28 protein-coding genes are annotated in these 25,746 nt (G+C 73.5%); 14 read left to right on the forward strand and 14 right to left on the reverse strand.

The window, feature by feature from the left end:
- Positions 1-5 precede the first annotated feature (5 nt).
- Both ACQEUR_RS08410 and ACQEUR_RS08415 read right to left on the reverse strand, forming a co-directional pair.
- Positions 6-770 (reverse strand): hypothetical protein, encoded by a 765-nt coding sequence (locus tag ACQEUR_RS08410; protein ID WP_433027952.1) that lies wholly within the window; start codon positions 768-770, stop codon positions 6-8.
- Between the two features lie 160 nt (positions 771-930).
- Positions 931-1,818 (reverse strand): UbiA family prenyltransferase, encoded by an 888-nt coding sequence (locus tag ACQEUR_RS08415; RefSeq protein WP_433027955.1) that lies wholly within the window; start codon positions 1,816-1,818, stop codon positions 931-933.
- Here ACQEUR_RS08415 and ACQEUR_RS08420 point away from each other — a divergent pair.
- The 3 genes from ACQEUR_RS08420 to ACQEUR_RS08430 all read left to right on the forward strand — a co-directional run bounded on the left by ACQEUR_RS08420 (position 1,817) and on the right by ACQEUR_RS08430 (position 5,125).
- Positions 1,817-2,626 (forward strand): methyltransferase domain-containing protein, encoded by an 810-nt coding sequence (locus ACQEUR_RS08420; RefSeq protein ID WP_433027958.1) that lies wholly within the window; start codon positions 1,817-1,819, stop codon positions 2,624-2,626. The two genes, ACQEUR_RS08415 and ACQEUR_RS08420, sit on opposite strands and share 2 nt — an antisense overlap.
- A gap of 44 nt (positions 2,627-2,670) precedes the next feature.
- Complete coding sequence (locus ACQEUR_RS08425; protein ID WP_433027961.1) at positions 2,671-3,840, forward strand: acyl-CoA dehydrogenase family protein; 1,170 nt, start codon at positions 2,671-2,673, stop codon at positions 3,838-3,840.
- A 193-nt stretch (positions 3,841-4,033) separates the two neighbouring features.
- Positions 4,034-5,125 carry a type III polyketide synthase gene (locus ACQEUR_RS08430; RefSeq protein WP_433027965.1) on the forward strand — a complete coding sequence of 364 codons (1,092 nt, stop codon included), beginning with the start codon at positions 4,034-4,036 and terminating at the stop codon, positions 5,123-5,125.
- Between the two features lie 46 nt (positions 5,126-5,171).
- Here the strand turns inward: ACQEUR_RS08430 and ACQEUR_RS08435 are convergent, their stop codons facing one another.
- Positions 5,172-5,906: a hypothetical protein gene (locus ACQEUR_RS08435; protein WP_433027968.1), complete on the reverse strand. Its 735-nt coding sequence runs from the start codon at positions 5,904-5,906 to the stop codon at positions 5,172-5,174.
- Positions 5,907-6,235: 329 nt separating this feature from the next.
- Between ACQEUR_RS08435 and ACQEUR_RS08440 the strand changes: the two genes are divergently transcribed.
- The 3 genes from ACQEUR_RS08440 (at position 6,236) to ispF (ending at position 8,011) form a co-directional block, all read left to right on the forward strand.
- Complete coding sequence (locus ACQEUR_RS08440; protein WP_121157498.1) at positions 6,236-6,721, forward strand: CarD family transcriptional regulator; 486 nt, start codon at positions 6,236-6,238, stop codon at positions 6,719-6,721.
- A 64-nt stretch (positions 6,722-6,785) separates the two neighbouring features.
- Positions 6,786-7,496 carry a 2-C-methyl-D-erythritol 4-phosphate cytidylyltransferase gene (gene ispD / locus ACQEUR_RS08445; RefSeq protein WP_433028959.1) on the forward strand — a complete coding sequence of 237 codons (711 nt, stop codon included), beginning with the start codon at positions 6,786-6,788 and terminating at the stop codon, positions 7,494-7,496.
- Between the two features lie 17 nt (positions 7,497-7,513).
- A complete protein-coding gene (ispF, locus tag ACQEUR_RS08450) occupies positions 7,514-8,011 on the forward strand; it encodes a 2-C-methyl-D-erythritol 2,4-cyclodiphosphate synthase (protein ID WP_433027972.1) in 498 nt (165 codons plus the stop codon).
- Between the two features lie 44 nt (positions 8,012-8,055).
- Here the strand turns inward: ispF and ACQEUR_RS08455 are convergent, their stop codons facing one another.
- The gene (locus ACQEUR_RS08455) at positions 8,056-8,331 is read right to left on the reverse strand and encodes a hypothetical protein (protein ID WP_433027975.1); all 276 of its coding nucleotides are present in this window, start codon (positions 8,329-8,331) and stop codon (positions 8,056-8,058) included.
- A complete protein-coding gene (locus ACQEUR_RS08460; RefSeq protein ID WP_433027978.1) occupies positions 8,328-8,828 on the reverse strand; it encodes a hypothetical protein in 501 nt (166 codons plus the stop codon). Before ACQEUR_RS08460 ends, ACQEUR_RS08455 begins: the two co-directional genes overlap by 4 nt.
- A 202-nt stretch (positions 8,829-9,030) precedes the next feature.
- Between ACQEUR_RS08460 and ACQEUR_RS08465 the strand changes: the two genes are divergently transcribed.
- From ACQEUR_RS08465 to ACQEUR_RS08475, 3 genes are all read left to right on the forward strand, one after another.
- Positions 9,031-9,807, forward strand: coding sequence for a helix-turn-helix domain-containing protein (locus ACQEUR_RS08465; RefSeq protein ID WP_433027981.1), 777 nt, complete (start codon positions 9,031-9,033; stop codon positions 9,805-9,807).
- Entirely contained in the window at positions 9,800-9,985 is a 186-nt protein-coding gene (locus ACQEUR_RS08470; RefSeq protein ID WP_433027984.1) for a DUF397 domain-containing protein, read from the forward strand. The genes ACQEUR_RS08465 and ACQEUR_RS08470 overlap by 8 nt, the downstream gene beginning before the upstream one ends.
- A 320-nt stretch (positions 9,986-10,305) precedes the next feature.
- The gene (locus ACQEUR_RS08475; RefSeq protein WP_433027987.1) at positions 10,306-11,340 is read left to right on the forward strand and encodes a tetratricopeptide repeat protein; all 1,035 of its coding nucleotides are present in this window, start codon (positions 10,306-10,308) and stop codon (positions 11,338-11,340) included.
- Positions 11,341-11,406: 66 nt separating this feature from the next.
- On the opposite strand, the gene ACQEUR_RS08480 is transcribed toward ACQEUR_RS08475, so the two are convergent.
- Positions 11,407-12,573: a homogentisate 1,2-dioxygenase gene (locus ACQEUR_RS08480; RefSeq protein WP_433027990.1), complete on the reverse strand. Its 1,167-nt coding sequence runs from the start codon at positions 12,571-12,573 to the stop codon at positions 11,407-11,409.
- A 94-nt stretch (positions 12,574-12,667) separates the two neighbouring features.
- On the opposite strand from ACQEUR_RS08480, the gene ACQEUR_RS08485 reads away from it, so the two are divergent.
- The 4 genes from ACQEUR_RS08485 to ACQEUR_RS08500 all read left to right on the forward strand — a co-directional run bounded on the left by ACQEUR_RS08485 (position 12,668) and on the right by ACQEUR_RS08500 (position 16,700).
- On the forward strand, positions 12,668-13,525 hold the full coding sequence (locus tag ACQEUR_RS08485) for a hypothetical protein (protein ID WP_433027993.1): 858 nt from the start codon (positions 12,668-12,670) through the stop codon (positions 13,523-13,525).
- A 22-nt stretch (positions 13,526-13,547) separates the two neighbouring features.
- A complete protein-coding gene (fahA, locus tag ACQEUR_RS08490; RefSeq protein WP_433027996.1) occupies positions 13,548-14,759 on the forward strand; it encodes a fumarylacetoacetase in 1,212 nt (403 codons plus the stop codon).
- Positions 14,760-14,941: 182 nt separating this feature from the next.
- Positions 14,942-15,139 carry a DUF397 domain-containing protein gene (locus ACQEUR_RS08495; RefSeq protein ID WP_433027999.1) on the forward strand — a complete coding sequence of 66 codons (198 nt, stop codon included), beginning with the start codon at positions 14,942-14,944 and terminating at the stop codon, positions 15,137-15,139.
- A gap of 259 nt (positions 15,140-15,398) precedes the next feature.
- Positions 15,399-16,700: a PQQ-binding-like beta-propeller repeat protein gene (locus ACQEUR_RS08500; protein ID WP_433028002.1), complete on the forward strand. Its 1,302-nt coding sequence runs from the start codon at positions 15,399-15,401 to the stop codon at positions 16,698-16,700.
- On the opposite strand, the gene ACQEUR_RS08505 is transcribed toward ACQEUR_RS08500, so the two are convergent.
- The 8 genes from ACQEUR_RS08505 to hppD form a co-directional block, all read right to left on the reverse strand.
- Positions 16,681-17,610, reverse strand: a complete 930-nt coding sequence (locus tag ACQEUR_RS08505) for a hypothetical protein (protein ID WP_433028005.1) — start codon at positions 17,608-17,610, stop codon at positions 16,681-16,683. The genes ACQEUR_RS08500 and ACQEUR_RS08505 overlap by 20 nt on opposite strands.
- Before the next feature lie 130 nt (positions 17,611-17,740).
- Positions 17,741-18,286: a hypothetical protein gene (locus ACQEUR_RS08510; RefSeq protein WP_433028008.1), complete on the reverse strand. Its 546-nt coding sequence runs from the start codon at positions 18,284-18,286 to the stop codon at positions 17,741-17,743.
- A 49-nt stretch (positions 18,287-18,335) separates the two neighbouring features.
- Positions 18,336-19,799 (reverse strand): NF041680 family putative transposase, encoded by a 1,464-nt coding sequence (locus ACQEUR_RS08515; protein WP_433027530.1) that lies wholly within the window; start codon positions 19,797-19,799, stop codon positions 18,336-18,338.
- 148 nt (positions 19,800-19,947) lie between these two features.
- A complete protein-coding gene (locus ACQEUR_RS08520; RefSeq protein ID WP_433028011.1) occupies positions 19,948-20,481 on the reverse strand; it encodes a hypothetical protein in 534 nt (177 codons plus the stop codon).
- A gap of 70 nt (positions 20,482-20,551) precedes the next feature.
- Positions 20,552-21,670 carry a histidinol-phosphate transaminase gene (gene hisC / locus ACQEUR_RS08525; RefSeq protein WP_433028014.1) on the reverse strand — a complete coding sequence of 373 codons (1,119 nt, stop codon included), beginning with the start codon at positions 21,668-21,670 and terminating at the stop codon, positions 20,552-20,554.
- The gene (locus tag ACQEUR_RS08530; RefSeq protein ID WP_433028017.1) at positions 21,667-22,812 is read right to left on the reverse strand and encodes an RDD family protein; all 1,146 of its coding nucleotides are present in this window, start codon (positions 22,810-22,812) and stop codon (positions 21,667-21,669) included. Before ACQEUR_RS08530 ends, hisC begins: the two co-directional genes overlap by 4 nt.
- 28 nt (positions 22,813-22,840) lie before the next feature.
- Positions 22,841-23,770 carry an RDD family protein gene (locus ACQEUR_RS08535; RefSeq protein ID WP_433028020.1) on the reverse strand — a complete coding sequence of 310 codons (930 nt, stop codon included), beginning with the start codon at positions 23,768-23,770 and terminating at the stop codon, positions 22,841-22,843.
- 32 nt (positions 23,771-23,802) lie between these two features.
- The gene (gene hppD, locus ACQEUR_RS08540; protein ID WP_433028023.1) at positions 23,803-25,029 is read right to left on the reverse strand and encodes a 4-hydroxyphenylpyruvate dioxygenase; all 1,227 of its coding nucleotides are present in this window, start codon (positions 25,027-25,029) and stop codon (positions 23,803-23,805) included.
- Between the two features lie 141 nt (positions 25,030-25,170).
- On the opposite strand from hppD, the gene ACQEUR_RS08545 reads away from it, so the two are divergent.
- Positions 25,171-25,704 (forward strand): Lrp/AsnC family transcriptional regulator, encoded by a 534-nt coding sequence (locus ACQEUR_RS08545; RefSeq protein WP_433028960.1) that lies wholly within the window; start codon positions 25,171-25,173, stop codon positions 25,702-25,704.
- Positions 25,705-25,746 lie beyond the last annotated feature (42 nt).

Below are 25,746 nucleotides of genomic sequence, written 5' to 3' on the forward strand. Positions count from 1 at the left end.
CGCGCTCACCCCTCGTCGCCGTGCCCGCCGCCCACCTCGGCCTCCGGCGTGGCCACCGGTGCCGGCGTCTGCGGCACGGCGACCGGCGCCGCCACGACCACCTGGGCGCCGTTGAAGTCGAAGGTCATCGGGATCGACGCGCCCGGAGGCAGCGGCGCGGCCAGCCCGTTGAGCTGGAGCCAGCTCCCGAGGGTCCTGGTCAGCACGATGAAACTGCCTGCCGGGATCTGCACCTCGGGCGGCGCGCCGGCCGGGGCCTGCGCGCTCGGGCTGGCCGATCCGGCAGCGGACGGCGAACCGGAGGGCGAGCCCTCCGGCGAGGCGGACGGGGATCCGGCGGGCTCGCCCGGGGTGGCACTCGGCGACGCCGACGGCGTGACGCTGGCGGCTCCGCTCGGCACCGGGCCGCCGGAGAGCGTGCCGACCGGCATCGGGGTGCCGGAGACCTGGCCCGCGAGCACCACCGACTGGGCGCCCTCGGCGCTGACCCGCACCGTCACCGGGACACCAGAGTCGTTGAAGAGCGCCACGCTCACCGGCGCGTTGCCGCCGGCCGGGTACCCCGTCGTGTTCAGGTAGTCGATGAAGAGGTTCCGCACCTTGAACAGGTTGTCCGCCGTCTGCGCGTTCGCGCCCACCGTGGTGGGCTGCCGTGCGGCGGTCTCCGCGATCTGACCCGCGCCGCACCCGGACAGCAGCAGGGTGGTGGCGACTGCCGTACCGGCCAGCACCACCGTGGCCCGCCGGGCCCCCCTGATCGAGCGCGTCACCTGGTCCTCCTCGCTGCGGTCCCGGCTCGCTCGTCGCGATCGGCGCCGGACGGAACGGGCGCGGCGTACGAACCCGCGCTCCAACGGCCTCCAGGGTAGTGGGCGGTGATCGGCACCCAGACGCCGACCCGGTAATCCGTCCGGTCCCGTACCGGCCGGTTCAGACCACCCGTCCGCTCGCCACCAGCAGGACGACGTCGATGACCGCGACCAGCATGACGGCCCGGAAGGCGGCCACCGGGCGCTCGCCCCGGCGGGCGGCCACCCTTCCCGCGTACCAGCCGGCGGTCGGCACCACGGCGGCGACCGCGATGGCCGCGAGGCCGGCCCACGACGGCGGCCCGGGCGGCCCGAGGACCAGCGTCGCGGTCGCTCCCAGCAGCAGCCCGGCGGCGGCCGCCTGGGAGCCGGCCCGCCCCAGCCGGTGCGGCAGGCCGCGCACCCCCGTGCGGGCGTCGTCGGCCAGGTCGGGCAGGACGTTCGCGAAGTGTGCCCCGGCGCCGAGCAGCGCGCCCGCCACCACCAGCCAGACCGGCGGGGCCGGGGCGCCGGGCAGCGCCAGTACGACGAAGGCGGGCAGCGTGCCGAACGAGACGGCGTAGGGCAGCACGGAGACCGGGGTCGACTTGAGCGGCCAGTTGTAGAGCAGGGCGGAGACGAGGGCGACGGTGGCCCAGGCCGCCGCGGTGAGGTTGAGGGCCAGCGCCGGCAGCGGGGTGGCGACGGCGGCCAGCGCCCCGGCCACCCCGACCGCCCGCCGGCCGATCATGCCGGCGGCGATCGGCTTGTCCCGCCGACCCACCGCGGCGTCCCGGTCGGCGTCGAGCCGGTCGTTGACCCAGCCGATCGCGAGCTGGCTGGCGAGCACGGTGAGTGCCACCGCCGCGATCGCCCCGGGCGGGTGCCCGATGCCCCAGGCGAGCAGGGCCGAGACCGTCGTCACCGCGAGCGCCGGCTCCGGGTGACTCGCCCGGACCAGCCCTAACACCACCTGCGACATAGGGGAAGTCTGGTCGTTATCGCCCGAACGTGCCAGGCTCGACGGCATGCGGGACGACGAGGACGCCGGGGCGGCTTCCGGGCGGGGACCGTCGACCGCCGGGTCCCGGGTGCTGCCGCCGAACGATCCCCGGCAGTACGACGAGCTGGCCGACGAGTGGTGGCGGCCCGACGGCGCCTTCGCGATGCTGCACTGGCTGGCCGAGGCGCGGGCCCGGCTGGTGCCGCCCGCGACCCGCCCCGGGGCGGTCCTGGTCGACCTGGGCTGCGGCGCCGGCCTGCTCGCCCCCCGGGTGGCGGGGCGCGGCTACCGGCACGTCGGTGTCGATCTCGTCCGCTCCGCGCTCGGCCAGGCCGCCGCGCACGGCGTGTGGCCGGTCAACGGCGACGTCACCGCCGTACCGCTCGCGGACGGCTGCGCGGACGTGGTCGCCGCCGGTGAGGTGCTGGAACACGTCCCGCAGTGGCAGGCGGTGGTGGCCGAGGCGGCCCGGCTCCTGCGCCCGGGCGGCACCCTGGTGCTCGACACGCTCAACGCCACCGCGCTGTCCCGGCTGCTGGCGGTGCGGGTGGCCGAACTCTTCCGGGGGGTGCCCCGGGGCATCCACGATCCCCGGCTCTTCGTCGACTCCGGGGCGCTGGTCCGGGAGTGCGCCCGGCACGGCATCACGCTGCGGGTCCGGGGCATCCGGCCGGAGGTCCGGGGGACCGCCCGCTGGCTGGTACGCCGGGCGCGGGGACGCACCGGCGACCCGGTGGGGCGGGGAACGGCCGTCCCCGATCCGGCCGCGCCACGGATCGTGCCGACCTGGTCGGCGGCGGTGCTCTATCAGGGGTGGGGGACCAGGGAACGGTAGGCGGGGCGGCGACGGACGCCGGGCCGGTGTGGAAGGGGACGGTTATGACGGTGGATCCGGTGGCGGCGGCGCGCCGGTTGGCTCCGAGGCTGGCGGCCCGGGCGGCCGGGTACGACCGCGACGGCGCGTTCCCGGTCGAGGACTTCGCCGACCTGAGGGCGGAGGGGCTGTTCGGGTTGATGGTGCCGCCGGCGCTGGGCGGGTTCGGCGCCGACTTCAGCGGCTACGCGGCGGTCGCCACCGAGCTGGCCCGGGGCAACGGCGCGACGGCGCTGGTCTTCAACATGCACGCCTCGGTGACCGGTGCCCTCGGCGCGCTGACCGAGGAGCTGGCGGAGGCGCTGGGCGTACCGGACGAGGCGCTCGCCGCGCGGGACCGGCTGCTGGCCGAGGCGGCGTCCGGCGCCTGGTACGGGGTGGCGATGAGCGAGCGCGGCGCCGGTTCCCGGCTGTCGAAGCTGACCACCACGTACGAGCCGGTGGAGGGGGGCTACCACGTCAAGGGCGCGAAGACCTTCTGTTCCGGGGCGGGGCACGCGGATGCCTACCTGGTCGCCGCGCGCAGTGCGGCGGACCCGTCGCTGGTGTCGCAGTTCCTGGTGCCCGCCTCGGCGGACGGGTTGCAGGTCGAGCCGACCTGGGACGCGCTCGGCATGCGCGCCACCGCCTCGCACGACCTGCACCTGGACGTGACGGTGCCGGCGGACCGGCTGCTCGGCGGGGTGGAGGGGCTGGCGCTGGTGGTCGCGCAGCTCATGCCGCACTGGCTGGTGGCCAGCTACGCGGCCGTCTACGTCGGGGTGGCCCGGGCCGCGATCGACGCCGCGGTGGAGCACCTGACCGCCCGGGGGTTCGACGGCCTGCCGGCGGTACGGGCCCGGGTCGGCCGGGCCGACGCGGCGACCGCCGCCGCCCAGCTCGCGGTGGCCGAGGCGGCCCGCCGGGTGGACGAGGCACCGGGGGACGCCGAGACGAACCGCTGGGTGTGGCGGGCCAAGCTGCTGGCCGGTACGACGGCGGCCGAGGTGGCGGCCTCGATGGTGGAGGCGGCCGGCACCTCGGCCACCCGCCGGGGTCACCCGCTGGAGCGGCTGTACCGGGACGCCCGGTGCGGTTCGCTGCACCCGGCGACCTCGGACGTCTGTGCCGACTGGCTCGGCATCGCGGCGCTCGGCGGGGACCCGGACCGGGACGGCTCGGCTCCCCGATGGTGACGCGCGGTCCGGCAGGGGACGTCCGCGGCCCGGGTCCGCCGGGCGGAACGGGTGCTCCGGCGGGCACCGCCATGGTGAGCTTCCGTAGGCAGGTCGCCACGACGTGCGAGTCCCGGCGCCGTGCCCGAGGGTTGGTTCCGGTGGGCGCACGGACCACGGGCGCGTGTGCAGTCGCGATCGGAGGGCGGCCATGGTGAGCGGACGTACGGAGAACGGGGCGCGGGGGAGCGTCACCGGAGTGATCACCGGACTGGGGGTTGCGCTGCCCCCGGGGGCCCGGCAGGACGAGCTGTGGGAGGGCTTCTTCGCGCGGCACTTCGACGGCACCACCCGGGCGCTGGCTCGGCGGATCTTCGCCAACTCCGGTGTCGAGACCCGGCAGGCGGCGGTGAACCCGCTGTTGGAGGACGTCTCCGACTGGCCGACCGAGCGGCGGATGCGCCGCTACCAGATCGAGGCGCTGCCGCTGGGCAAGGAGGCGGTCGGCCGGGCGTTGACCGACGCCGGCATCGGTGCCGGGGACGTGGGCCTCTTCGTGGTCTGCTCCTGCACCGGGTACGCCACCCCGGGGCTGGACATTTTGTTGGCCCGGGACCTGGGCATGGCGCCGGACACCCAGCGGATGTTCGTCGGCCACATGGGCTGCTACGCCGCCCTGCCCGGTCTCGGTGCCGCGCACGATTTCGTGGCGTCGCGGGGCCGGCCGGCGCTGCTGCTCTGCGCCGAGCTGACCAGCCTGCACATCCAGCCCTCCTCGGCCCGGATGGACACCCAGCAGATCGTCTCGCACGCGCTCTTCTCCGACGCCGCCGCCGCGGTGGTGGTCGTCCCGGGCGGCCGGCCGGGGTACGCCGTCCGCGAGGTCGCCGCGATGACCGACACCTCGACGGCCGACCACATGACCTGGGAGCTGACCGACACCGGCTTCCGGATGGGGCTCTCGCCGAGGGTGCCGCAGGTGCTGGCGGCGCACGTGGCCGACCTGGTGACCGGCCTGCTGGCCCGGCACGGGCGGCGGATCTCCGACGTGGACGGCTGGGCGGTGCACCCGGGTGGGCCGCGGATCCTCAACGTGGTGGAGGAGGAGTTGGGCCTGCCGCCGGAGGCGCTGGCCGGGTCGCGGGCGACGCTGGCCGAGCACGGCAACTGCTCCTCGGCGACCTCGCTGCTGATCCTCGACCGGTTCCGTCGCGCCCCGCATCCGCCCCGTACGGTGCTGATGCTCGCGTTCGGGCCGGGGCTGACCCTCTACGCCACGCTGCTGGAGCGCACCGCCGGCCGCTGAGCCGGGCCGGGGCCGGTGGCGCGGCGGGCGGTGCCGGCGGGGCGGGTCAACGGGTGCCGAGCTGTGCGAGTTCGGGCCCGTAGTCGGCGACGGAGCTGAGCGCCGGCACGGTCCGCAGGATGCGTCCGGAGCGGTCGACCAGTACGGCGGCGGCCTTTCCGGGGGGCGGGGCCAGCCGCAGGGACGTCCGCAGTTCGCCGGTGGGGTCGGTGAGCGCGCGGGGACGGGTGCCGGGCGGCGCCCCGCTCGGCGGCCCGGGGGCGGCCCGTCGGCGGGCGACCGTGACCACGGCCACCCCGGGGGGTACGGCGCCCAGCGCTCCGGCCACCTCGTCCGCGCAGGCGCAGTCGTCGGTCAGGATGATCACCGCTGGCAGCGCCGCGCGCAACGAGACGAGCCCGCCGTCCTCGTCGAGCAGGTCCAGCGCCGGCAGTGTCGGGCTGCGGGTGCCGGCCGGGGTGGGTGCGGCGACGGTCGGTGTCGGAGCCGGGTTACCGGGCCAGATGATCGCGAAGAGGCTGGTCAGGGTCGCCAGCAGCAGCACGGACATGATCAGGATGGCCAGCCGCGCCGGTGCGCTCCCGCCGAGGATGTGCCAGTGGCGTCGCAGCGGCGCGTTCCGGTGGGCCTGGGCCCACAGTTCGCGGCGGACCTGTTCGGCCTCGGCGGCCAGCTCGGCGGGATCGTCGGGGATCACGATCGGACCCCACTCGGCGGGCAGCTCGGGCAGCTTGTCAGGGCCGTTCTCCGGCCGTCCGTCGCCGTCCGCCGACGTGCTCATCTGGCACCCCCTGGCCGGTCACCCGAGAGTGAATCACCGCTCCCCTCCAGGGTCCCCTACCGGGCCCGGTATGGCCAGTAGGGGACGTGCCCGAGAGGGAAGAGATATGCTGGAACGACAGCAACGCCCTAGATCCGATTTATCGGACCCGTCTTGTCGGCCGGTGATCCGCGAGTCACAGAGCGTGTCTAAATCAACCGATTGCCGTCCTGTCAAGCCGAAGAAAGACCTCTCACAGGGCCTCTGAGCTGCGCTAACGGTCAGGACTGCGGTGGGACATGGGTGCCTGAGCGTGTTACCCTAGACACAGCGAAAGGGGTTTCGAACCTATGGTTTTCAGTGTCGGCGAGACCGTTGTTTACCCCCACCACGGGGCCGCACTCATCGAGGCAATCGAGACTCGGGTCATCAAGGGCGAGCCTAAGCAGTACCTCGTCCTCAGGGTCGCTCAGGGTGATCTGACGGTCCGGGTGCCTGCCGAGAATGCCGAGATCGTGGGCGTGCGCGAAGTGGTCGGTGAAGAGGGCCTGGGCAAGGTCTTCGATGTCCTCCGTGCCCCGCACACCGAGGAGCCGACCAACTGGTCGCGGCGTTACAAGGCAAATCTGGAGAAGTTGGCCTCCGGTAACCCCCTGAAGGTGGCTGAGGTTGTCCGCGACCTCTGGCGCCGGGAGCGGGAGCGGGGCCTGTCGGCGGGCGAGAAGCGCATGCTGGCCAAGGCCCGCGACATTCTGGTCGGCGAGGTCGCGCTCGCCGAGAAGAGCACCAAGGACGAGGCGGAGAACCTCCTCGACAAGGTGCTGACCGAGGCGTAGAGCCCCGGCCTGGCATGATCCGTCCGTGCCAGCACCGTACGCGAGAAAGTCCGAGGACCGCGACGTGACCGCGCAGCTCAATCCGCGCGGTGACGTCGCGGTCCTCGTTCCTGCGGCGGGTGCCGGCGTCCGGCTCGGCCCCGGCGGTCCCAAGGCGCTCCGCCTGCTCGGCGGCGAACCGCTGCTGGCGCATGCCGTGCGGCGCGTCGCCGCCGCCCCGTCGGTCCGCGTCATCGTGGTGGCCGCGCCCCCCGCCGACACCCAGGCCGTCCGCGAACTGCTGGCGCCGATCGCCGCCGTGACCGTGGTCTCCGGCGGCGCCAGCCGGCAGGAGTCGGTCGCCGCCGCGCTGGCCGCCGTGCCGGACGGTCCCGAGATCATCCTCGTGCACGACGCGGCCCGGGCGCTCACCCCGACCGGCCTGGTCGAGTCGGTGGCCGCCGCGATCCGGAGCGGCGAGGACGCCGCCATCCCGGTACTCCCGGTGGTCGACACGATCAAGGAGGTCACCGCCGACGGCGCGGTGCTCGGCACCGTCGACCGCAGCGCGCTGCGGGCCGTACAGACGCCGCAGGGTTTCCGCCGGGCCGTCCTCGCCGCCGCGCACGCCGCCGCCGTCGACCCGCTGACCGACGACGCGGGCCTGGTCGAGAAGCAGGGGGTACGGGTCGCCTGCGTGCCCGGATCCGAGTACGCCCTCAAGATCACCCGCCCGTTCGACCTGGCGCTGGCCGAGCACCTGCTGCACGCCGCCCCGGCCGCCGGACAGCCCTGATCGCCTACGCTGCGCACATGATCCTTCCGCTGGTCGGCGTCGGCACCGACGTACACGGCTACGAGTCGGGGCGGGACTGCTGGGTGGCCGGCCTGCACTGGCCCGGCGTAGACGGGCTCGCCGGGCACTCCGACGGCGACGTGGCGGCGCACGCCGCCTGCGACGCGCTGCTCTCCGCCGCCGGCCTCGGCGACCTCGGCGCCAACTTCGGGGTGGCCGAGCCCGAATGGGCCGGCGCCGCCGGGGTGACCCTGCTGGCCGAGACCGCCCGCCGGGTCCGGGCCGCCGGCTTCGAGATCGGCAACGTCTCCATCCAGGTGATCGGGGTACGCCCCAAGATCGGACCCCGCCGGGCGGAGGCGCAGCAGGTGCTCTCGGCGGCGGTCGGCGCCCCGGTCACCGTCTCCGGCACCACCACCGACGGCCTCGGCCTCACCGGCCGCGCCGAGGGCCTAGCCGGCATAGCCGTCGCCCTCCTGGTAAGGAAGGGCCCCTTCTTATCGGATTCTGCATAGGAAGGGCCCCCGGTTAACAGGTCTCGGGCGGGTGGCCGGCTCGGTCAGGGCGGTCGGTTGCGGGGGACCCAGTAGACGATGCGGGCGGCGAGGGCGGCGGGATCGGCGTGCGGGAGGTCCTGTAGCGCCCGCTGGAGCTGGCCGGCCAGGTAGATCATCAGTCCGACCCGGTTGTCCCGGTAGGCGCGCAGCAGGGCGAGCCGGGCCGGTTGGCACGGCCAGTGGGCCCCGCAGGTCCGGCACCGGAAACACGGGCGCGCGGGCGTGTGCGGCCGGAACCGGGTGTACGGGCGGTGCCCCGCCGCCCGGGCCCCGGTCACCGCGAGCCGGCCCGGGGCGCCGGCAGGTCCGCCGGGTTGACGGGCTGCGCGGTCGGGCCGCTCAATGGCGCTGCCGGGTTGACGGGCTGCGTGGTCGGGCCGCTCAGTGGCGCTGCCGGGTTGACGGGCTGCGTGGTCGGGCCGCTCAGTGGCGCTGCCGGGTTGACGGGCTGCGCGGCCGGGCCGCTCAGTGGCGCTGCCGGGTTGGTGGACCGCGCGGCCGGGGCGGTGCGGTGGAGTTGGCCGGGGGTCAGGCCACCGGCTCGGCCGTTGGCCAGGTGGGACCAGGTGGGCGCGTCCCAGGTCGGGCGCTGGTTGAGACGGCGCCGGGCCGCCGCCGTTGCCGTGGCCGGCCGGAAACGCTGCGGCGGCGGGTGGAAGCCGTGGGTGCGCGCCGAGGCGCGGGGGCACCGCCAGCCGCGTCCGCAGGTGCAGAAGATCCACAGGAAGTACCAGGCGCGGCGGTGCCGAATTGGTACGCGATGCCGTCGGGACATCATTGCCCCTCCTTTCCCGAATGGAGTGCGGGGGCCGTACGCGTTGCGGATCACGACGGCCCCCGCCCGGTTCCGCCCCGCGTCCGTACCTGCTGAGCGGTCCCGTTGGCTCCACCCTGGACCGTCTGCCCCGCCTCCTAGAAGATGGACCAACGCCAATAGCGGCGGATAACCGGCACTCTTCCTCAATGGGGGGTAATACGTGAGCGACCTTCGGGAATTGCTCAGGAAGCAGCGGGGAGCCAAGAAGCTGACCCAGGAGCAGGCGGGCGCGGCGATCAACGTCAGCGGTTCGTTGATCGCGGCGTTCGAGTGCGGGCGGGCGATCCCGCAGCCGGACACGGCGGAACGGCTGGACGAGCTGTTCGGTACCGGCGACGAGTTTCAGCGAGCCGCCGAGGTGGCCCGCGAGGACGCGCAGGCGCCGTGGTTGCGGCCCTGGACGGAGAACGAGCGGCGGTCCCTGCTGCTCCGGACGTTCCAGCCCAACCTGATCCCCGGGCTGCTTCAGACCGAGGCGTACACCCGGGCGGTGCTGCGCGGCGGCCGGCTGCCCGATGACGCGGTCGAGCGGACCACCCAGGTCCGCAAGGACCGGCAGGCGGCCACCCTGGACCGCCCGGACCCGCCGATGCTGACCGCGATCGTCGGCGAGGCTGCGCTGCGCTGCGGGCCGCCGGAGATCGTCAAGGAGCAGCTTGACCATTTGGTCGACGTCGGGCACCGGCCCCGGGTGCAGATCCTGGTGGTGCCGCACAGCGCCGGGCTGCATATCGGGCTGTCCGGCCCGTTCGTGCTGGCCACGCTGCCCGGCGGAGTCTGGGCCAGCTACCTGGACAACCAGTTGCGCGGCCAGGTGGTCACCGATCCGGACGACCTCGGCCAGCTAGAGTTCGCCTGGGAGGTGGTGTCCGGTCTCGCCCTCCCGGTCGACCAGTCGCGGGACCTGATCCTGAAGGCGGTGGAGGAGCATGGCTGAGCAGCCGAACTGGCGTACCAGCGCCCGGAGCAGCGCCAACCAGGGCGACTGCGTGGAGGTCGCCGACAACCTGCCGGGCCGGGTGCTGGTGCGGGACAGCAAGGACCGGTCCGGCCCGGTGCTGAGCTTCGGCCCGGCGGCCTGGCGGACCTTCGTCTCCGGCGTCGCGGACGCCTGACCCGCGAGCCGGCCGGCCACCCGCGAGCCGGCCGGCTCGCGGGTCAGGCGTCCGCCGTGCGGGTCGTCCGGGATCCGGCCGTCGCCCGGTGGCCGGTGCGCCAGGAGCCCGCTGGCGGGCCGTCCGCCGCGCCCCGGCGGGCACCTACAGGACAAAGCGGGCAAAAGACTGACGCCCGAAAAGGACCAAGCCTGACGCCACGGGGGGAGCGCCAGGCTTGGTCCCGTACACGGTACCGCTGATCGGGCTCCTATGGGGAGACGGATTCGGCGGGTCGGGGCTACGGCGCCAATCCAGACACTTCCGGCTACGCTCGGCGCGTGTCCAGCGACGCCACCTCCGATCAGTCCTCCTCCGCCGAGGGTTACGTCCAGCGGGCGGAACTCCTCGCCGAACTCGGTCGCTACGACGAGGCCGCCGGCGAACTCGGTTTCGCCCTCGCGCTGGAACCAGACAACGTCGCGGCGCTGGTCAGGATGGCCATGGTCCGGCTCGCCGCCGGTCAGCCGACCGAGGCGCTGACCGCTGCGGACGCGGCGGTGGCCGCCGCCCCGGGACTCGTGCATCCGCTGGTGATCCGGGGACACACCCTGGTCGACCTGCGCGAGTTCCGCCAGGCCGCCGCGATGGCCGACCAGATCCTGGCGCTCGGCCCCGAGGACGCGTACGCCCAGCGGAGCGCCGCGGCGATCCTGGCCGAGGCGCGCAACGGCCAGCCGGCGCTGAACGCGGCGTGGCGGGGTGTCGAGCTGGCGCCCGAGGAGCCGCAGGCGCACCTGGTGCTCGGGCTGGTCGCGGCCCGGATGGAGCTGTTCGACCTGGCCGAGCGGGCCTACCGGGAGGCGCTGCGACTGGACCCGGAGCTGGCCGAGGCGCGGCACGACATCGGGGTGCTCCACCTGGAGCAGCGGCGCTACTCAGAGGCGCTGGAACACCTCGCCGAGGCGGCCGCGCTGGCGCCGGCCCGGGTCGACAGCGGCCGTACGATCGGCATGGGCCTGCGCCAGTTCGTCATGTACGGCGCCGGGTACTCCATCGTGGCCGCCGTGTTGGTGGCCTGCATGGCCGCCGGCAGCCCGGGCGCGTCCCGGGTCTGGGCGGCGCTGGCGGCGGTGACCGGCGGGCTGCTGGTTTGGCGGATCGCCCGCCGGGTGCCCAACCTCAACCGGGAACGGCTGGCCCAGTTGATGCGGGTCGACCCGACCCTCGGCTACGCCGTCTACGCGGTGGCCGCCGCGCCCTGCCTGATCCTGCTCTACGCCCTGGTGGGCAGCCCGTGGCCGCTGGTGCTGGCCATCGTCGCCAGCGCGGTGGCCGAGCTGGCGGTCATCTTCGGCGGCGCCGAGCGCGGTTAGGCGCCGCCGCTGTCGGGTTAAGAAGGGGCCCTTCCTATACAAAAAGCGATAATGGGGGGCCCTTCCTTACACCTGGCGGGCCCAGGTCCAGGCGTAGTTGGTGTCCTCACAGGCCAGTGCGGGGTCGCAGAGGTCGAGGGGGCGGAACGTGTCGACCATGACCGCCAGCTCGTCGAAGCTCTCCGCGCCGATGGACCGCTCCGCCGCGCCGGGCTGCGGCCCGTGGGTGAAGCCGGCCGGGTGCAGCGACATCGAGCCCTGTTCGATGCCGGAGCCGCGCCGCGCCTCGTAGTTGCCGCCGGTGTAGAAGAGCAGTTCGTCTGAGTCGACGTTGTGGTGGTTGTACGGCACCGGGATGGCCAGCGGGTGATAGTCGACCTTGCGCGGTACGAAGGAGCAGATGACGAAGTTGGGGCCCTGGAAGGTCTGGTGTACCGGCGGCGGCTGGTGCACCCGCCCGGTGATCGGCTCGAAGTCGTGGATGGAGAACGCCCACGGGTAGAGGTGGCCGTCCCAGCCGACCACGCCGAACGGGTGGTTGGCGTAGACGTGGCGGGTCCAGCCGCGCCGGTGTTGGACGTACACCTCGACGTCGGTCTCCTCGACCAGCAGCGGCGCCTGCGGTCCCCGGACGTCGCGTTCGCAGTACGGCGAGTGCTCCAGGAACTGGCCGCGCACCGAGAGGTAGCGCTTGGGCGGGCCGATGTGTCCGGAGGCCTCGACGGTGAGCAGCCGGAGCGGGTCCGGGGCGATCGGCACGATCCGGTGCACCACCGAGGTCGGGATGATCACGTAGTCGCCGGCGGTCACCCCGAGCGCCCCGAAGGTGGACTCGATCCGGGCCGCGCCGGACTCGACGTAGAGGCACTCGTCGCCGACGGCGTTGCGGTAGAGCGGGGACGGCCGGTCGGCGACGACGTACGAGATCCGGACGTCGTCGTTGGCGAGCAGGTGCTGGCGGCCCAGCACCGGGTCGGCGCCGGCCGAGTCCAGTTTGTGGGTACGCAGGTGCCGGGGCTTGAGCGGCAGGTTCGGCCGCCGTGACCAGGCCGGCGGGGTGAACTCCTCGGCGGCGACGATCGCGGTCGGCAGGTGCCGGTGGTAGAGCAGCGAGGAGTCCGAGGAGAAGCCCTCCTGGCCCATCAGCTCCTCGGCGTAGAGGCTGCCGTCGGGTTGCCGGAACTGGGTGTGGCGCTTGCGGGGTACCTCGCCGACGCTGCGATAGTACGGCATGATCACCTCCGTTTTGTCCCAGTCAGCGGCCGAAGTCGTCCGATAATCGGACGGTGTTGTCCGCTAGTCGTAGCGTCCCGTAAGTTCTCTGTTCGTGTCAACGCAGGTGCCCCGGCTCTTCGCCGCGCTGGTCGACGACGCCGCCGTCTTTCCGCCCGGGAGCGCCCCGCTGGCCGAAGCGGTGGCGGCGCACCGGCGGCACCGCACCGCCTGGTACGCCGACCTGGTCGGGCCGCTGCTCGTGCCCGCCTCCGCCCTGCCGGAGCTGCCCAAGCTGCTCGACGAGGACGAGCGGATCGACGTCGGCGTGATCGGTGACGTGCCGATCCCGGCGCTCTACCCGCTGCGCGACCGGGTCGACCCCCGGGTGCGGATCCGCCAGGTCGAGGCCGCGGTGGGCAAGCGGGGCGAGGACCCCCACCCGGGCCTGGCCGCGCTGACCGGGCTCCCCGCCCACCTCGACGACGCCGACGTCTACGCCGAGATCCCGCTGACCTGGGGGCTGCTCGCCGCGCTGGACCGGCTGGCCCGGGAACGGGCCGCCGGCAAGCGGATCGCGCCGAAGTTCCGCACCGGCGGGCTGGCCGCCGAACTCTTCCCCACCCCGGTGGAACTGGCCGCGGTGATCGGCGCCTGCCGGGACCGGCAACTGCCGTTCAAGCTGACCGCCGGGCTGCACCACGCGATCCGGCACATCGACCCGGAGACCGGCTTCACCCACCACGGGTTCGTCAACGTCCTGGCCGGCACCGCCGCCGCGTACGAGGGGGCGGAGGTGCCCGAGGTGACCGAACTGCTCGCCGCGACCGACCCGCTGCCGCTGGTCGAGGCGGCGCGGTCCCGCCGGGAACAGGACCGTCCGCTCTGGACCGGGTTCGGCTCGTGCAGTGTGCTGGAGCCGCTGACCGATCTCGTCCGGCTGGGCCTGGTCAACGGCGGTTTCGAACAGTGAGCGACACGGAAGGCGGGGGCGCGTGACCTGGGTCGACGGTGCGGCGGGCTCGCCGTACGGGGTGCACAACCTGCCGTACGGGGTCTTCCGCCGCTCGGGCGGACCGCCCCGGATCGGCGTACGGATCGGGGACTTCGTCCTCGACCTGCACGGCGCGGAGGCGGCCGAGCTGGTCCTGGCCGGCGGTGCGCTGCGCGGGTCGAGCCTGAACGCGTTCCTGGCGCTCGGCCGTCCCCAGTGGACGACGGTACGGCACCGGATCGTCGAGCTGCTCAGCGCCGACGGGCACCGGGCCGAGGTCGCGCCGCTGCTGGTCCCGCTCGGCGAGGTCGACCTCGTGATGCCGTTCGAGGTCGCCGACTACGTGGACTTCTACTCCTCGGAGCAGCACGCCGGCAACGTCGGGCAGATCTTCCGCCCCGGCCAGCCGGCGCTGCTGCCGAACTGGCGGCACCTGCCGGTCGGCTACCACGGCCGGGCCGGCACGGTGGTGGTCTCCGGTACCCCGGTGGTCCGGCCGAGCGGTCAGCGCGGCACCCCGGACGGGCCGGTCTTCGGGCCGTCGACCCGGCTGGACATCGAGGCCGAGGTCGGCTTCGTGGTCGGGGTGCCGTCCCCACTCGGTGCCCGGGTCGGCGTCGAGGACTTCGCGGCGCATGTCTTCGGCGTGGTGCTGGTCAACGACTGGTCGGCCCGGGACATCCAGGCCTGGGAGTACCAGCCGCTCGGGCCGTTCCTCGGCAAGTCGTTCGCCACCTCGGTCTCGCCCTGGGTGGTGCCGCTGGAGGCGCTGGCCGACGCCTGGGTGCCGGCGCCGCCGCAGGACCCGCCGGTGCTCGACTACCTCCGCGACGTACCGCACCTCGGGCTGGACCTGCGGCTGGCGGTGGACTGGAACGGCACCCGGGTCAGCGAGCCGCCGTTCGCGCAGATGTACTGGACGCCGGCCCAGCAGCTCACCCACCTCACCGTGAACGGCGCCGCGCTGCGCACCGGTGACCTGTACGCCTCCGGCACCGTGTCCGGGCCCCGCCGTGACCAGGTCGGCTCGTTCCTCGAACTGACCTGGGGTGGCGCCGAGCCGGTCACGCTCTCCGACGGCTCCACCCGGACCTTCCTCGCCGACGGCGACACGGTCACCGTCACCGCCACCGCGCCGGGCCCGGACGGCCGCACCGTCGGGTTGGGCGAGGTGGCCGGAACGATCGAACCGGCCCGCTCCGGCCCGAGCTGACGGCCGTCCCGCGCCGCCGCCCCGAGATCGTTGCCTCGACTCGGCCGGCGGCGATCCGGCGCGGTCGCACAGGCCGTGCGATCGGGTGCCCCGGTGCAGTAACAGGATCATCCATGTCGCGTTGAGCACGAGGGCGGACAAAACCCGCCATAAGGTGCGATTGACGCGAAAGGGATAGCAGAATGTTCGACGGTGAGCGCGCGGTGTGGCGCAAGAGCAGCCGCTCCAACGACCAGGGGCTCTGCGTCGAGGTGGCCGACAACCTTCCCGGGATCGTCGGGGTGCGCGACTCGAAGGATCCCGGCCCGGTCCTGGCGTTCGGGCCGGCCGGTTGGGCGGCCTTCGTCGCCGCCACCCGCTCGGGCCGGTTCGACGGCTGACTGACGGGCCGGTCCGGTCGTCCTCCGCCGGCATCCTCCGCGACCAGGGCCGTCACGGAGGATGCCGGAGGCGCACGGACCGGCCCCGATCCGCCGGAGGGCGCGACCCGGTCCCGCCGTTCACCTCTGGCTATTTCCGGAGAACTCGACCCGGACCGGCCGTACCGTGGGGACGGGGCCGAGGGGCCGATCTCCCGCCGGCCACCTGCCAGGCTCCGCCGGGGTGGCGGTCGGTAGGGTGCCCGGCGGAGGTGCGGGGATGGCAACGCCGGAGGGCGCGCGGCGCTGGCCGCGGATCCTGTTCGCGGCGGTCGGGGCGGTGCTGGCGCTGGTGGCCAGCGCCTTTGTCGTGCACCGGGTGCTCGCCCCCGCCGAGGTGGTGACGGCGGCCCAGGTCGGCTACCCACCCCCGGAGACCGCCCGGCCCCGGGTCATCGGCACCCTCAACGCCGCACCGCTGATCGTGGACGACCGGCTGCGGATCTTCGCCACCACCCGTCAGGTCAGCGCCGACCAGCCGCTCGACGCGAAGACCCGCCGCACGCCGTACTGGTCGTACCGGCGCTGGCCCGCGCAGCTCACCGGCGTGGTGGCCAGCGGCACCACCGTGGTCACCCGATGGTCCGACGGCCAACTGGTCGCGCTGGACGCCCGGACCGGCCGGGTCCGGTGGCGGGCCGAGGGGCCACGACCGGACCAGGGGTACGTCGGCCGGCGCACCGGCGCCGCCACCGTCTACGCCCCGGCCGGCCTGTACACCGCCGGCAGCCCGGACGGCGGCCGGTTCGTCCTGGTGGCCGGGGCGGGCGGACGACTCGGCGTGGACATCGCCACCGGGCAGGTCCGGTGGCGGGCGGGGGCGGCACCGACCTGCCCGGACGGCACCCCGGCCGGTGTGCCGGGCGAGGGCTTCACCACGGCCGGCGGCCGGCTGGCGCTGACCGTGGACTGCGCCGGCACCACCTCACTGCGGCTGTACGACGTGGCGACCGGTGCGCCGGCCGCGCCGTGGCGCCCGACGGGGGCCGCCCCCGCGCTCCAGGTGACACCGCTCGGTTGTGTGGTGGCCCGCTCCGACTGCCGGGGCCTGCGGACCAGCAGCGGCGGCGCGACCCGGGGCTGGCGGGTCGACGGTGCCACTCCGGTCGCGGCACCGGCCCTGGACGCCCCGGAGACGGAACTGCTCGGCGACCTCGCGCTGACCCCGCGCGGGCCCGAGCTGCTGGCCCGCTCGGTGTCCACCGGCGCGCAGCGCTGGCGCTGGCTCGGCCGCGCCCCGGCCCGGATCCTCACCACCCAGTCGGGCCGGGTGCACCTGCGCACCGAACCGGGCGAGGGGACCGACACCGGCGAGCTGGTCACCCTCGACGCGGCCAGCGGGCGGGAGCGGTCCCGCGTCCCGCTGACGTACGGCCGCGACTCGACCAGCTGGGCCCCCGGCTTCGTGTACGCGGCCAGGGGGTTCGTGGCGGTGGAGCGGCTCAGCGAACCGGTGCACCCGGAGGCGGACGACGACGCCTACTACCTCGCGGCGCAGCCGGTCATCCTCGCCGCCACCTGATTCCGCCGAGCGGTCGACCGCTGCTGCTCGCGTGCCGGTGTACAGCGGGCTGGAACCGGCGCGGCACCCAGCGGCGGCGGGCGTACCAGCCCAGCAGGGCGAGGGCGACCAGCGCGGCGAGCAGGCTGGCGACGGTGGCCAGCGGCGGGAAGCCCCGGTCGGTGGCGGGGGCCGGCACGACAGCGGGCCCGAAGGTGAGTTTCCCCTCGGCCCTGCGCTCCACCCAGCCGCTGACCAGCTTGAGTTGCACCGTCCAGGGGCCGTCCGGCAGTTGGGCGTCCAGCGGAATGCTGACCGGTCCGGCGGCGCCCATGGCCAAGGTGCCGGCGTCGACCTTCAACGGCCCGGCGGAGAGCCCGCCCGGCCCGTCGGTGAGCTGGAGTTCCCCGCTCAGGTCGAGGGCGCGCCCACCGGTGTTGCGCACCTCCGCGCTCACCACGGGGGTGCCGCCCGGCCGGCGCTGGCCGGTCAGCCCGGTGATCTCGAAGTCGGAGGGCGGTTCGCCGCCTGGCCCGACGGAGAGGTACATCCGGACCCCGGACCGGGTGACGTTGCGGACGTTGGTGTCCTGGTCCACGTCGCCGGCCAGCTCGGCCCAGATCACCCCGTAGCGCTCGCCGGCCGATGCCTCCGCGGGGATCGCGACGGTCACCCAGGCCCGGGTCTCCTCGCGGGGCCCGAGTTCGACGCTGGCCCGGTCGAGCTTCGTCCAGCTTGTCAGCTCGTTCTGGGTCCGCTCCGGTGCGAAGCCGAACTCCGTCCCGTGCACCGTCGCGGCGGCGGCGTAGAGGTCGATCTTCCTTCGCACCGAGGAGGCGTTCACCACCTCGACCCGGCGCCGGATGGTGGTGCCGGGCTTGACGTGGTCGACGATGTAGCGGTGGGCGCGGGTGTCGGTACGGCGTTTCACCGGCGCGTCGACCAGCCGGATCCCGACGCCCGTGTCGGAATCCGGCTGGTTGGCCCGGTGGGGTGCGGCGGTCGCGGGCGGGGCGCCCGTGACCAGCAGCAGCCCGACCAGGGCGAGCGCGGGGGCGCCGTCACGCCACCGAATGGGTCACCGTTCCCTGGTAGGTGCCAGCCACCGCGGTGTCCGGGATATCGATCTCCAGGGTCGGGTTGAAGGTCGCGGTGTTGACGCCCGCGCCGCTGGTCTTCCGGAGCGCGACCCGGGCCTGGTCGAGGGTGACCTCCTGCTCCTCGGTCAACTGGCCGGGGAGGAAGGTGCCGGTGCCGGTGCTCGCCAGCAGCGGCCCGGACCAGTACTCGACCAGGCCCGGGGGAAGGTCTTCCTCGGGCAGCCCGGTGTTGCCGACCCGGATGAAATCCGTCGCGGTGACCGTCACGGTCCAGGTGGCCACCGGCGCCGCCCGCTGGTCGCTCACCCGGATCGGGCCGATCTGACCCTCGACCTCCTCGCCCGGGAAGGCGGCGCCCAGGTTCACCTGATCCGGTGCGTCGATGGTCAGTTCGGCCTGGGCGACCGTGAAGGTGATGACGGTCTCGGTGGTGGGCTGCGCGGCTACCGGGGCCGCCACCGCGAGTAAGACCGCCGATATGCCTAGAAAGAGGCCGATTTTTCTCATAGACGGAATCTAGCGGCAGATGTTTCCTTACATGCCCAAAACTTGATCTTTAACCTGTGCGGCGTGGACGGGGATTGATGGACTTCGTCTTCTTTGCAGCTGCTGTCTTGGTGTTCGTGGTGGTCGTGGTGTGGACGTCGTAGCGTGGGGTGGGGTGGTTGTTGCGGCGGCCGGGTGGCCGTCCTGGTCCTGGCCGGGAGGGTTTGGGTGCACCGGCCGGGCAGGTGGCCTTCGTGCGGAGGTGCCGAAATCCTCGGCGGACGCGGGCGGGTGACAGACGCTGTGGTGGTGCGGGTTGCTCCCAGGGGCGGCGCAGGTCGGCGGCGAGGGCGCGGGCGAGGCGGAGTTGGGTGTAGGCGGCCAGGATCAGCCAGGTCCATCGGTCGGCGGCCTGCGGAGTTCGGGTCTTCGGGCAGGTCCAGCCGAGAGTCTGTTTGAACAGGCGGAACGTGTGCTCGATGTCGAAGCGACGCAGGAACGTCTGCCAGAGCCGGTCGACGTCTTCGCTGGTGGCGTCGACGCCGGACCACCACAGCCAGACCGGCTTCGGGGTGGCACCGCTGGGCAGGTGTTCGACTTCCAGGCGGATGACGGTTCCCTCGATGACCGGCAGGACCCGGGCCGCGTCGATCCAGGCTGATCGGTGAGTCAGTCGGGGGTGCAGTCGGTCCCACGACCGGGCCCACGCCGTGCCGTAGAGGCGGGTGTTAGTCATGGTGGCCGCATCTGGTTCATTCCAGGTGGCGGCATCACCGAAGACGAACTCACCGCCGTGGCGGGGCGGACGGCCGAGTACCCCCGGCTGCCGAGGCGGCGCAGCCCGGCGCAGGACCCGGTCCGAGCGCATCCGCGCGAGGACCTGCACGGGCAGATCACGCAGGAGGAACGCCAGCCGGGGCGCGTCGTAACCGGCGTCAGCCACCACCAGGATGTTCGAATCGCCAGCCTGCCATTGGCCGGCCGCGATCAGCCGTCCCACGATGTCCCGCAGCTGCCCGGCGGTGACCGTGGCCGCGTCGTCACCAGGCGCCAGCCGTACCGCGTCCAACGGCGCGGTCCACGAACTACGGCCCGACTCCAACGCCACCACCATCGAATACGGCCAGCCCGGGACCGGGATGTGCTGGTCCTTGCCGCGGCCGTAGGTGTGACACAGAATCCGCTGCGGCGAGGTGTGCGCGTCCGGCCGCAACCAGCAGGTGATGTCGACCGCCAGGACGAGACGCCCGTCAGCCGCCCGCGGCAACGGCACCGCCGCGAGGGCCGTGCGCAGCCGATCGATGTCCAGCCGGCCGCAGGCGAGGGCGTCATACAACGCCCCATGACCACGACGGTGCTCGCCTACCAGCGACAACTCCACCAACGACCGGACCGGCCCGTCGGCGCACAACACCGCGTCGGCCAGCTCGAACAACGCATCCGCCCGCGAGGTCAGACAGGCGTAGAACTCCCGCCGGAACCTCGCCAACTCCCCGACCACACCAGCCGGATGACGATCATGCACACTGATCACAAGACAGCCCTTGGCCATTGATCATCTTCCCTCGACAAGAAGAATGATCAACCAAGGGCTGTCACCATGATCAGTCGGGGTCACCGACCGGCCGCCATAGGTTAAAGATCAAGCAAAACGACCCATTCCATAGATCGAATCAGGCGGGTCAGGCGACCGAGTGCGTGATCGTGCCGGTGTATGTCCCGGCGATGGTGGCGACGGGGACCACTATCCGGAGCCGAGGCTGCCAGACCAGCCGGTTGTTGCCGCTGCCCGTGGTCTTTCGCATCGCGACCCGCGGCGCGGAGAGGCTCACCGCCTGCGCCGCAGTGAGCTGCCCCGGGATCACTGTGCCGCCGCCGGTCTGTACGACCACCGGGCCGGACCAGTAGAAGACCTGGGCGCGCGGGATGACCTGCGTCGGCGATCCGCCGACCAGCCGGAAGTCGGTCGAGGTCACCGTGGCGGTCCACGGGTTGGGGTTGCTGAACCGGCGGTCGTCCACCTCGACCGTGCCGAGCACCCGCTCGAGGGTGGAACCGCGGATCACGGTGCCCAGGCTGGCCCTCGTCGGGGCGTGGATGGAGAGGGTGCCGGGCTGGAGTTCGAGCAGCCCGCGGCCCGCGACGGCCGGGGTCGGCGCGACGGAGACCGCCGCGCCGACCGCCAGGGTCACCAGAAGGGCCGGTAGTCCTCGCACCCGTCAAACTATACGCGCTCTATGTCCGTTTTGTGATAGGAGTGGCGGGTGAGCCGGACGTGGTTTCTCCTCAGATCGCCGACTCGGCGGCGGCCAGGAACGCGTCGTTCTCCGCCGGCGTGCCGATGGTGACCCGCACCCCCTCGCCCGCGAACGGACGCACGATCACCCCGCGCGCCTCGCAGGCCCGGCCGAACGGCACCGCGCGGTCACCCAACGGCAACCACACGAAGTTCGCCTGGCTGGCCGGCACGGTCACGCCGGCCGGCAACAGCTTCCGCAGCGCCTCGGTCACCCGATCCCGCTCGGCGACGACCAGCGCACACCGCCGGTGTACCTCGTCGGCCTGGGCCAGCGCGGCCAGCGCGCCCGCCTGGGCGGCCAGGCTGGTGGAGAAGGGCGTGACGATCTTGCGGATGGTGCCGGCCACCTCCGGCGGCCCGACCAGGAAGCCGATCCGCAGCCCGGCCAGCCCCCACGCCTTGGACAGGGTGCGCAGCACCACGACGTTCGGCCGGTCGCCGTAGGCCTCCAGCCCGTCTGGCACCTCCGCGTCGGTGACGAACTCCCGGTACGCCTCGTCGAGCACCACCAGCACGTCGTCCGGCACACCGGCGAGGAACCGGTCCAACTCGGCCCGGCGCACGCTGGTGCCGGTCGGGTTGTTCGGGTTGCAGACCAGGATCAGCCGGGTCCGGTCGGTCACCGCCGCCGCCATCGCCGCCAGGTCGTGCCCGTGGCCCGCGTCGTTGCGGACCCGCACGCTGGTCGCCCCGCTGGTCGCCGTGATGATCGGGTACGCCTCGAACGAGCGCCACGAGTAGACCACCTCGTCCCCGGGCAGGCAGGTCGCCCGCACCAGGTGCTCGGCCAGCGCGACCGAGCCGCAGCCGGTGGCGATCCGGTCAGCGCTGACGCCGTACCGCTCCGCGAGGGTGTCCCGCAGGGCGATCACCCCCATGTCGGGGTAGCGGTGCGCCCCCGCCACCGCCGCGGCGACCGCCTCCACCACCCCGGGCAGCGGCCCGTACGGCACCTCGTTGCTGGCCAGCTTGATCGCCTCGGGCAGGCCCAGCTCGCGGGCCAGGTCGGCCGGGCTGCGCCCCGGTACGTAGCTCGGCAGCGCGTCCAGGTCGCCCCGGGTCAGCCGGGGACGCCGGTCGGGGGCGGGACCGGTGGGGCTGGTCATGACGCGTTACCTCCAGGGCGGTCGGTGGGCGGGCCGGAACGGTCGGTCGGGGCGTCGCCCCCGCCCGGACCGGTGGGGTCGGTCGGGGTACCCGATCCGGTCGGTGCCCCGGCGTGCCGGGGCAGCTGCACCACGACGGTCTGCGCGCGCTTGTCGTGCAGCGCCTGCCGCAGCGGCCGGTCGAAGAGGGGGAACGCGCAGTCGACCAGTTGCAGCAGGAAGCCGACCCCGCAGCAGCTCCAGAGGAAGACCGGCAACCCGAGCAGGTTCCACCGCCGGAAGGAGCCGCCGAAGCCCAGCTGCGCGTCGTCGGACACCGGTACGACCTTGAGGCCCATCACCCGCTTGCCGAAGGTCTGCCCGGTGTTGGCCGTCGCCGGCACCTCGTAGGCGAACCAGAGCGCCACGGCGATGAGCAGGATGACCACCTGGAGGCCGTCGGCCTGCGGACTGGCCCGGGGCAGCTCCCGCAGCGGCTCCCCGGCCAGCCAGGCGTCGCTGATCGCCCGGGAGAGCGGCTCGATCTCCTGCCAGAACCGCCAGACGAACCAGCCGTTGACCACGACGTTCAGCAGGAGGACCAGCGCGATGTCGATCAGACGGGCGACCAGCCGGGTGCCCAGCGGCGCCAGCTCCAGCCCGCGCGGCCGGGGCGGTGGCGGCGGATAGCCGTACGGGAAGGGGTAGGGGCCCGGGCCCGGCCAGCCCGGCGGTGGAGCCCCGTGCGGCGGTGGTGTGCCGTGCGGCGGTGGCGTGCCGTGCGGCGGTGGCGTGCCGGGTGGCGGTGGCGTGCCGGGGCCACCCCAGCCCGGCCAGCCCGGTCCGGGCGGCCCGGCCGGCGCCGGAGCGCCGGGTGAACCCGGCGCCCCGGGCACCCCGGAGGTGGGTGCGCCCGGCACTCCCGAGGTGGGTGCCGCCGGTGAAACTGGCGGTGCCGGGGCGGTCGCGCCCGGCGCCCCGGAGGAGTCAGGTACGGCACCGGACGGCGTGGCGGGCGCCGCCGGCTCCGGCTCGGCCGGTGGCGGCCCGGACGGCGGGGTCGCGTCGACGGGCAGCGGCGCGCCGATCCAGCCCTCGCCGTCCCAGTAGCGCTGGGTGGTGGGCTCCGCGGGATCGGCGTACCAGCCCGGCTGCACCGTCACCGGGACGACCTCGATTGAATGCTGACGTTCACGCTGGAACCTTAACCACCACCGTCTTGGCGGCCTTGTCGTGGAGGCACTGCTGGAACGGCTTGTCCCAGAGCTGCCACAGTCCGTCGACGAGGCTCCCGCCGGGGAGGAAGCCGCAGAGCATCTGCGTGCCGTACCGCTTGACCAGGACGCCCCGGGTGACCGAGCCGGCCGGATCCAGCGTGACGATCTTGGCCTTCATCACCCGCTTGCCCACCGTCTGGCCGCGCCGCACCGTCATCTCCACGTAGTAGAGGTAGGCGACGAGGAGACTGAGCAGGAGAGCGGCGACGTAGAGCAGCAGCAGCATGCCGAGGGTTCCGGCCGCCGCGCCGCCCGAGCCCGGTTCGAGGGTGCCGTCCGGGCGGGTCTCCAGGTCGGCCAGGGCCGACCCGGCCGCGACGAAGTAGATGATGAACAGCGGCACCATGATCAGCATGCTGATCCCGCCGGTGATCGCGCCGTCGATCAGTACGGCCAGCAGCCGGTCGGCGAACGGGGCCAGCGGCTGCCCCCCGGGGCTGGTCGGCAGCGGGGCGGGGTAGCCGGGCCGGGCCGGGTAGCCGGGCGGACCGTACCCGGGCTGGCCCTGCGGTGCCGGGTAACCCGGCTGGGCGCCCGGCGGCGGGTAACCGCCGGCCGGGTATCCGGGCTGGGCGCCCGGTGCGGGATAGCCGGGCTGGGCGCCGGGCGCGGGGTAGCCGGACTGCGGTGCCGGATAACCCGGCTGGGCCGGGTAGCCCGACTGGGTCGGGTATCCGGGCTGGGCCGGGTATCCCGGCTGGGGCGGCGCCGCCGGGTAACCGGGCTGCGGCGGATAGCCCGGCTGGGCCGGTGCCGGATACCCGGGCTGGCGTTGCTGCGGCGGGTATCCGCCGGGCGGCGGGTAGGCACCGCCCGGCGGCCGGTTCTCGTCCGGCTGGGACATGGATGAAGGCTGCTCAGTCACGCAGGACAGTGTTACAGGTTTCCCCGCGCCTCTTGTTCCCGCTCGATGGCCTCGAAGAGCGCCTTGAAGTTCCCCTTGCCGAAACCGAGCGAGCCATGCCGTTCGATCAACTCGAAGAAGACCGTCGGACGGTCCTGGACGGGCTTGGTGAAGATCTGCAACAGGTAGCCGTCCTCGTCCCGGTCGACCAGGATCCGGCGGGACTTGAGCTCCTCGATCGGCGCCCGTACGTTGCCGATCCGGGCCCGCAGCTCCGGGTCGTCGTAGTAGGAGTCGGGGGTGTCGAGGAACTCCACCCCGGCCGAGCGCATCGCGTCGACCGTGGCCAGGATGTCGTTGGTGGCCAGCGCGATGTGCTGGGCCCCCGGGCCGCCGTAGAACTCCAGGTACTCGTCGATCTGCGACTTGCGGCGTCCGACCGCCGGCTCGTTGAGCGGGAACTTCACCTTTCGCGTCCCGTTGGCGACCACCTTGGACATCAGCGCCGAGTAGTCGGTGGCGATGTCGTCGCCGACGAACTCCGCCATGTTGGTGAAGCCCATGACCCGGCGGTAGAACTCGACCCACTCGTCCATCCGGCCCAGCTCGACGTTGCCGACCACGTGGTCCACGGCCTGGAAGAAGCGCTTGGGCTGGAGACCGGCGTCGACCATCGGCTGCCGGTCCACGATCGGAGCGGCGGCCACGAAGTCGGGCAGGAACGGACCCCGGTAGCGGGAACGGTCGACCAGCGAGTGCCGGGTGTCGCCGTACGCGGCGATGGTGGCGATCCGGACGGTGCCGTGGGAGTCGGTGAGGTCGTACGGCTCGGTGAGGCCACGGGCGCCCTGCGCCAGCGCGTGCGCGTACGCGGCGTCGACGTCCGGCACCGCCAGGGCGATGTCGAGCACCCCGTCGCCGTGCTTGGCCACGTGTGCCGCCTGCGCGGCGTCGGGCCGGACCGCACCGGTGAGGACGAACCGGGCGGAGCCGCTGGTCAGCACGTACTCGGCGTACTCCCGGTGGCCCTGCTCGGGGCCGCGGTAGGCGACCCGGGTCATGCCGAACGCGGTCGAGTAGTAGTGCGCGGCCTGCCGGGCGTTGCCGACCATGAACCGGATGTGGTCGATGCCCTCCACCGGGAAGGGGTCGGCCGAGGTGTCGTGTTCGACGGCGCCGACGAGCCGGTCGACGTCCAGTTCGAGGTCGAGCCGGGTACCCGTGCCGGTGGCCGGGGGCTGGTGGACAGCGCTGGTCATCGTCATGCCTCCCTCACCTAGCGCGGCCGGCCGGGCGGCGGCCGTCTGTGCCGAGCATCGCCGGCCGGGCCCTCCTGGGCAACTGTCGGTCAATCCGGTGGTCAGCTTGTGCATTTAGTATGGTCATCTCCCGTGACTGCTATGCAGGATGCCCAGCTCGATCGGCTCGACGTCCAACTGATCGAGCTGCTCGACGCCGAGCCCCGGATCGGGGTGCTGGAGTGCTCGCGCCGGTTGCGGGTGGCCCGGGGCACCGTGCAGGCCCGGCTGGACAAGCTGCTCGCCCGAGGGGTGATCCAGGGCCTCGGCCCGCAGCTCGACCCGGCCGCCATCGGCTTCGGGGTGACCTCGTTCGTCACGCTGGAGATCAGCCAGCGGTACGGCCACGACCCGGTGACCGCGCACCTGCGGGACATCCCCGAGGTGCTGGAGGCGCACACCATCACCGGCTCCGGCGACCTGCTCTGCCGGATCGTTGCCCGGTCCAACACGGACCTTCAGCGGGTGCTCGACCAGATCGTGTCGCACGAGGGGATCACCCGGGCGTCCAGCCTCATCGCGCTGGCCGAGAAGATCCCCTACCGGGTGCTTCCGCTGGCCCGCTCCGCCGGCGGGGCGCCACCGGCGGGTGACGGGCCGCCGTCGGCGGGCGCTCACGGCCGACCGTGCAAATAGCGCTAAAGGACACGACACGGACAAAGCGCCCTGACGGCCCCG

The sequence above is a fragment of the Plantactinospora sp. CA-290183 genome (assembly GCF_050936375.1).
GTDB lineage: Bacteria > Actinomycetota > Actinomycetes > Mycobacteriales > Micromonosporaceae > Plantactinospora.

Coding starts and splice junctions, on each gene's coding strand:
- ACQEUR_RS08420 (WP_433027958.1), top strand. CDS start 1,817: ATGCGGGACGACGAGGACGCCGGGGCGGCTTCCGGGCGGGGACCGTCG.
- ACQEUR_RS08415 (WP_433027955.1), bottom strand. CDS start 1,818: ATGCCGTCGAGCCTGGCACGTTCGGGCGATAACGACCAGACTTCCCCT.
- ACQEUR_RS08425 (WP_433027961.1), top strand. CDS start 2,671: ATGACGGTGGATCCGGTGGCGGCGGCGCGCCGGTTGGCTCCGAGGCTG.
- ACQEUR_RS08435 (WP_433027968.1), bottom strand. CDS start 5,906: ATGAGCACGTCGGCGGACGGCGACGGACGGCCGGAGAACGGCCCTGAC.
- ACQEUR_RS08440 (WP_121157498.1), top strand. CDS start 6,236: ATGGTTTTCAGTGTCGGCGAGACCGTTGTTTACCCCCACCACGGGGCC.
- ispF (WP_433027972.1), top strand. CDS start 7,514: ATGATCCTTCCGCTGGTCGGCGTCGGCACCGACGTACACGGCTACGAG.
- ACQEUR_RS08460 (WP_433027978.1), bottom strand. CDS start 8,828: ATGTCCCGACGGCATCGCGTACCAATTCGGCACCGCCGCGCCTGGTAC.
- ACQEUR_RS08470 (WP_433027984.1), top strand. CDS start 9,800: ATGGCTGAGCAGCCGAACTGGCGTACCAGCGCCCGGAGCAGCGCCAAC.
- ACQEUR_RS08480 (WP_433027990.1), bottom strand. CDS start 12,573: ATGCCGTACTATCGCAGCGTCGGCGAGGTACCCCGCAAGCGCCACACC.
- ACQEUR_RS08495 (WP_433027999.1), top strand. CDS start 14,942: ATGTTCGACGGTGAGCGCGCGGTGTGGCGCAAGAGCAGCCGCTCCAAC.
- ACQEUR_RS08500 (WP_433028002.1), top strand. CDS start 15,399: ATGGCAACGCCGGAGGGCGCGCGGCGCTGGCCGCGGATCCTGTTCGCG.
- ACQEUR_RS08510 (WP_433028008.1), bottom strand. CDS start 18,286: ATGAGAAAAATCGGCCTCTTTCTAGGCATATCGGCGGTCTTACTCGCG.
- hisC (WP_433028014.1), bottom strand. CDS start 21,670: ATGACCAGCCCCACCGGTCCCGCCCCCGACCGGCGTCCCCGGCTGACC.
- ACQEUR_RS08535 (WP_433028020.1), bottom strand. CDS start 23,770: ATGTCCCAGCCGGACGAGAACCGGCCGCCGGGCGGTGCCTACCCGCCG.
- hppD (WP_433028023.1), bottom strand. CDS start 25,029: ATGACCAGCGCTGTCCACCAGCCCCCGGCCACCGGCACGGGTACCCGG.
- ACQEUR_RS08545 (WP_433028960.1), top strand. CDS start 25,171: ATGCAGGATGCCCAGCTCGATCGGCTCGACGTCCAACTGATCGAGCTG.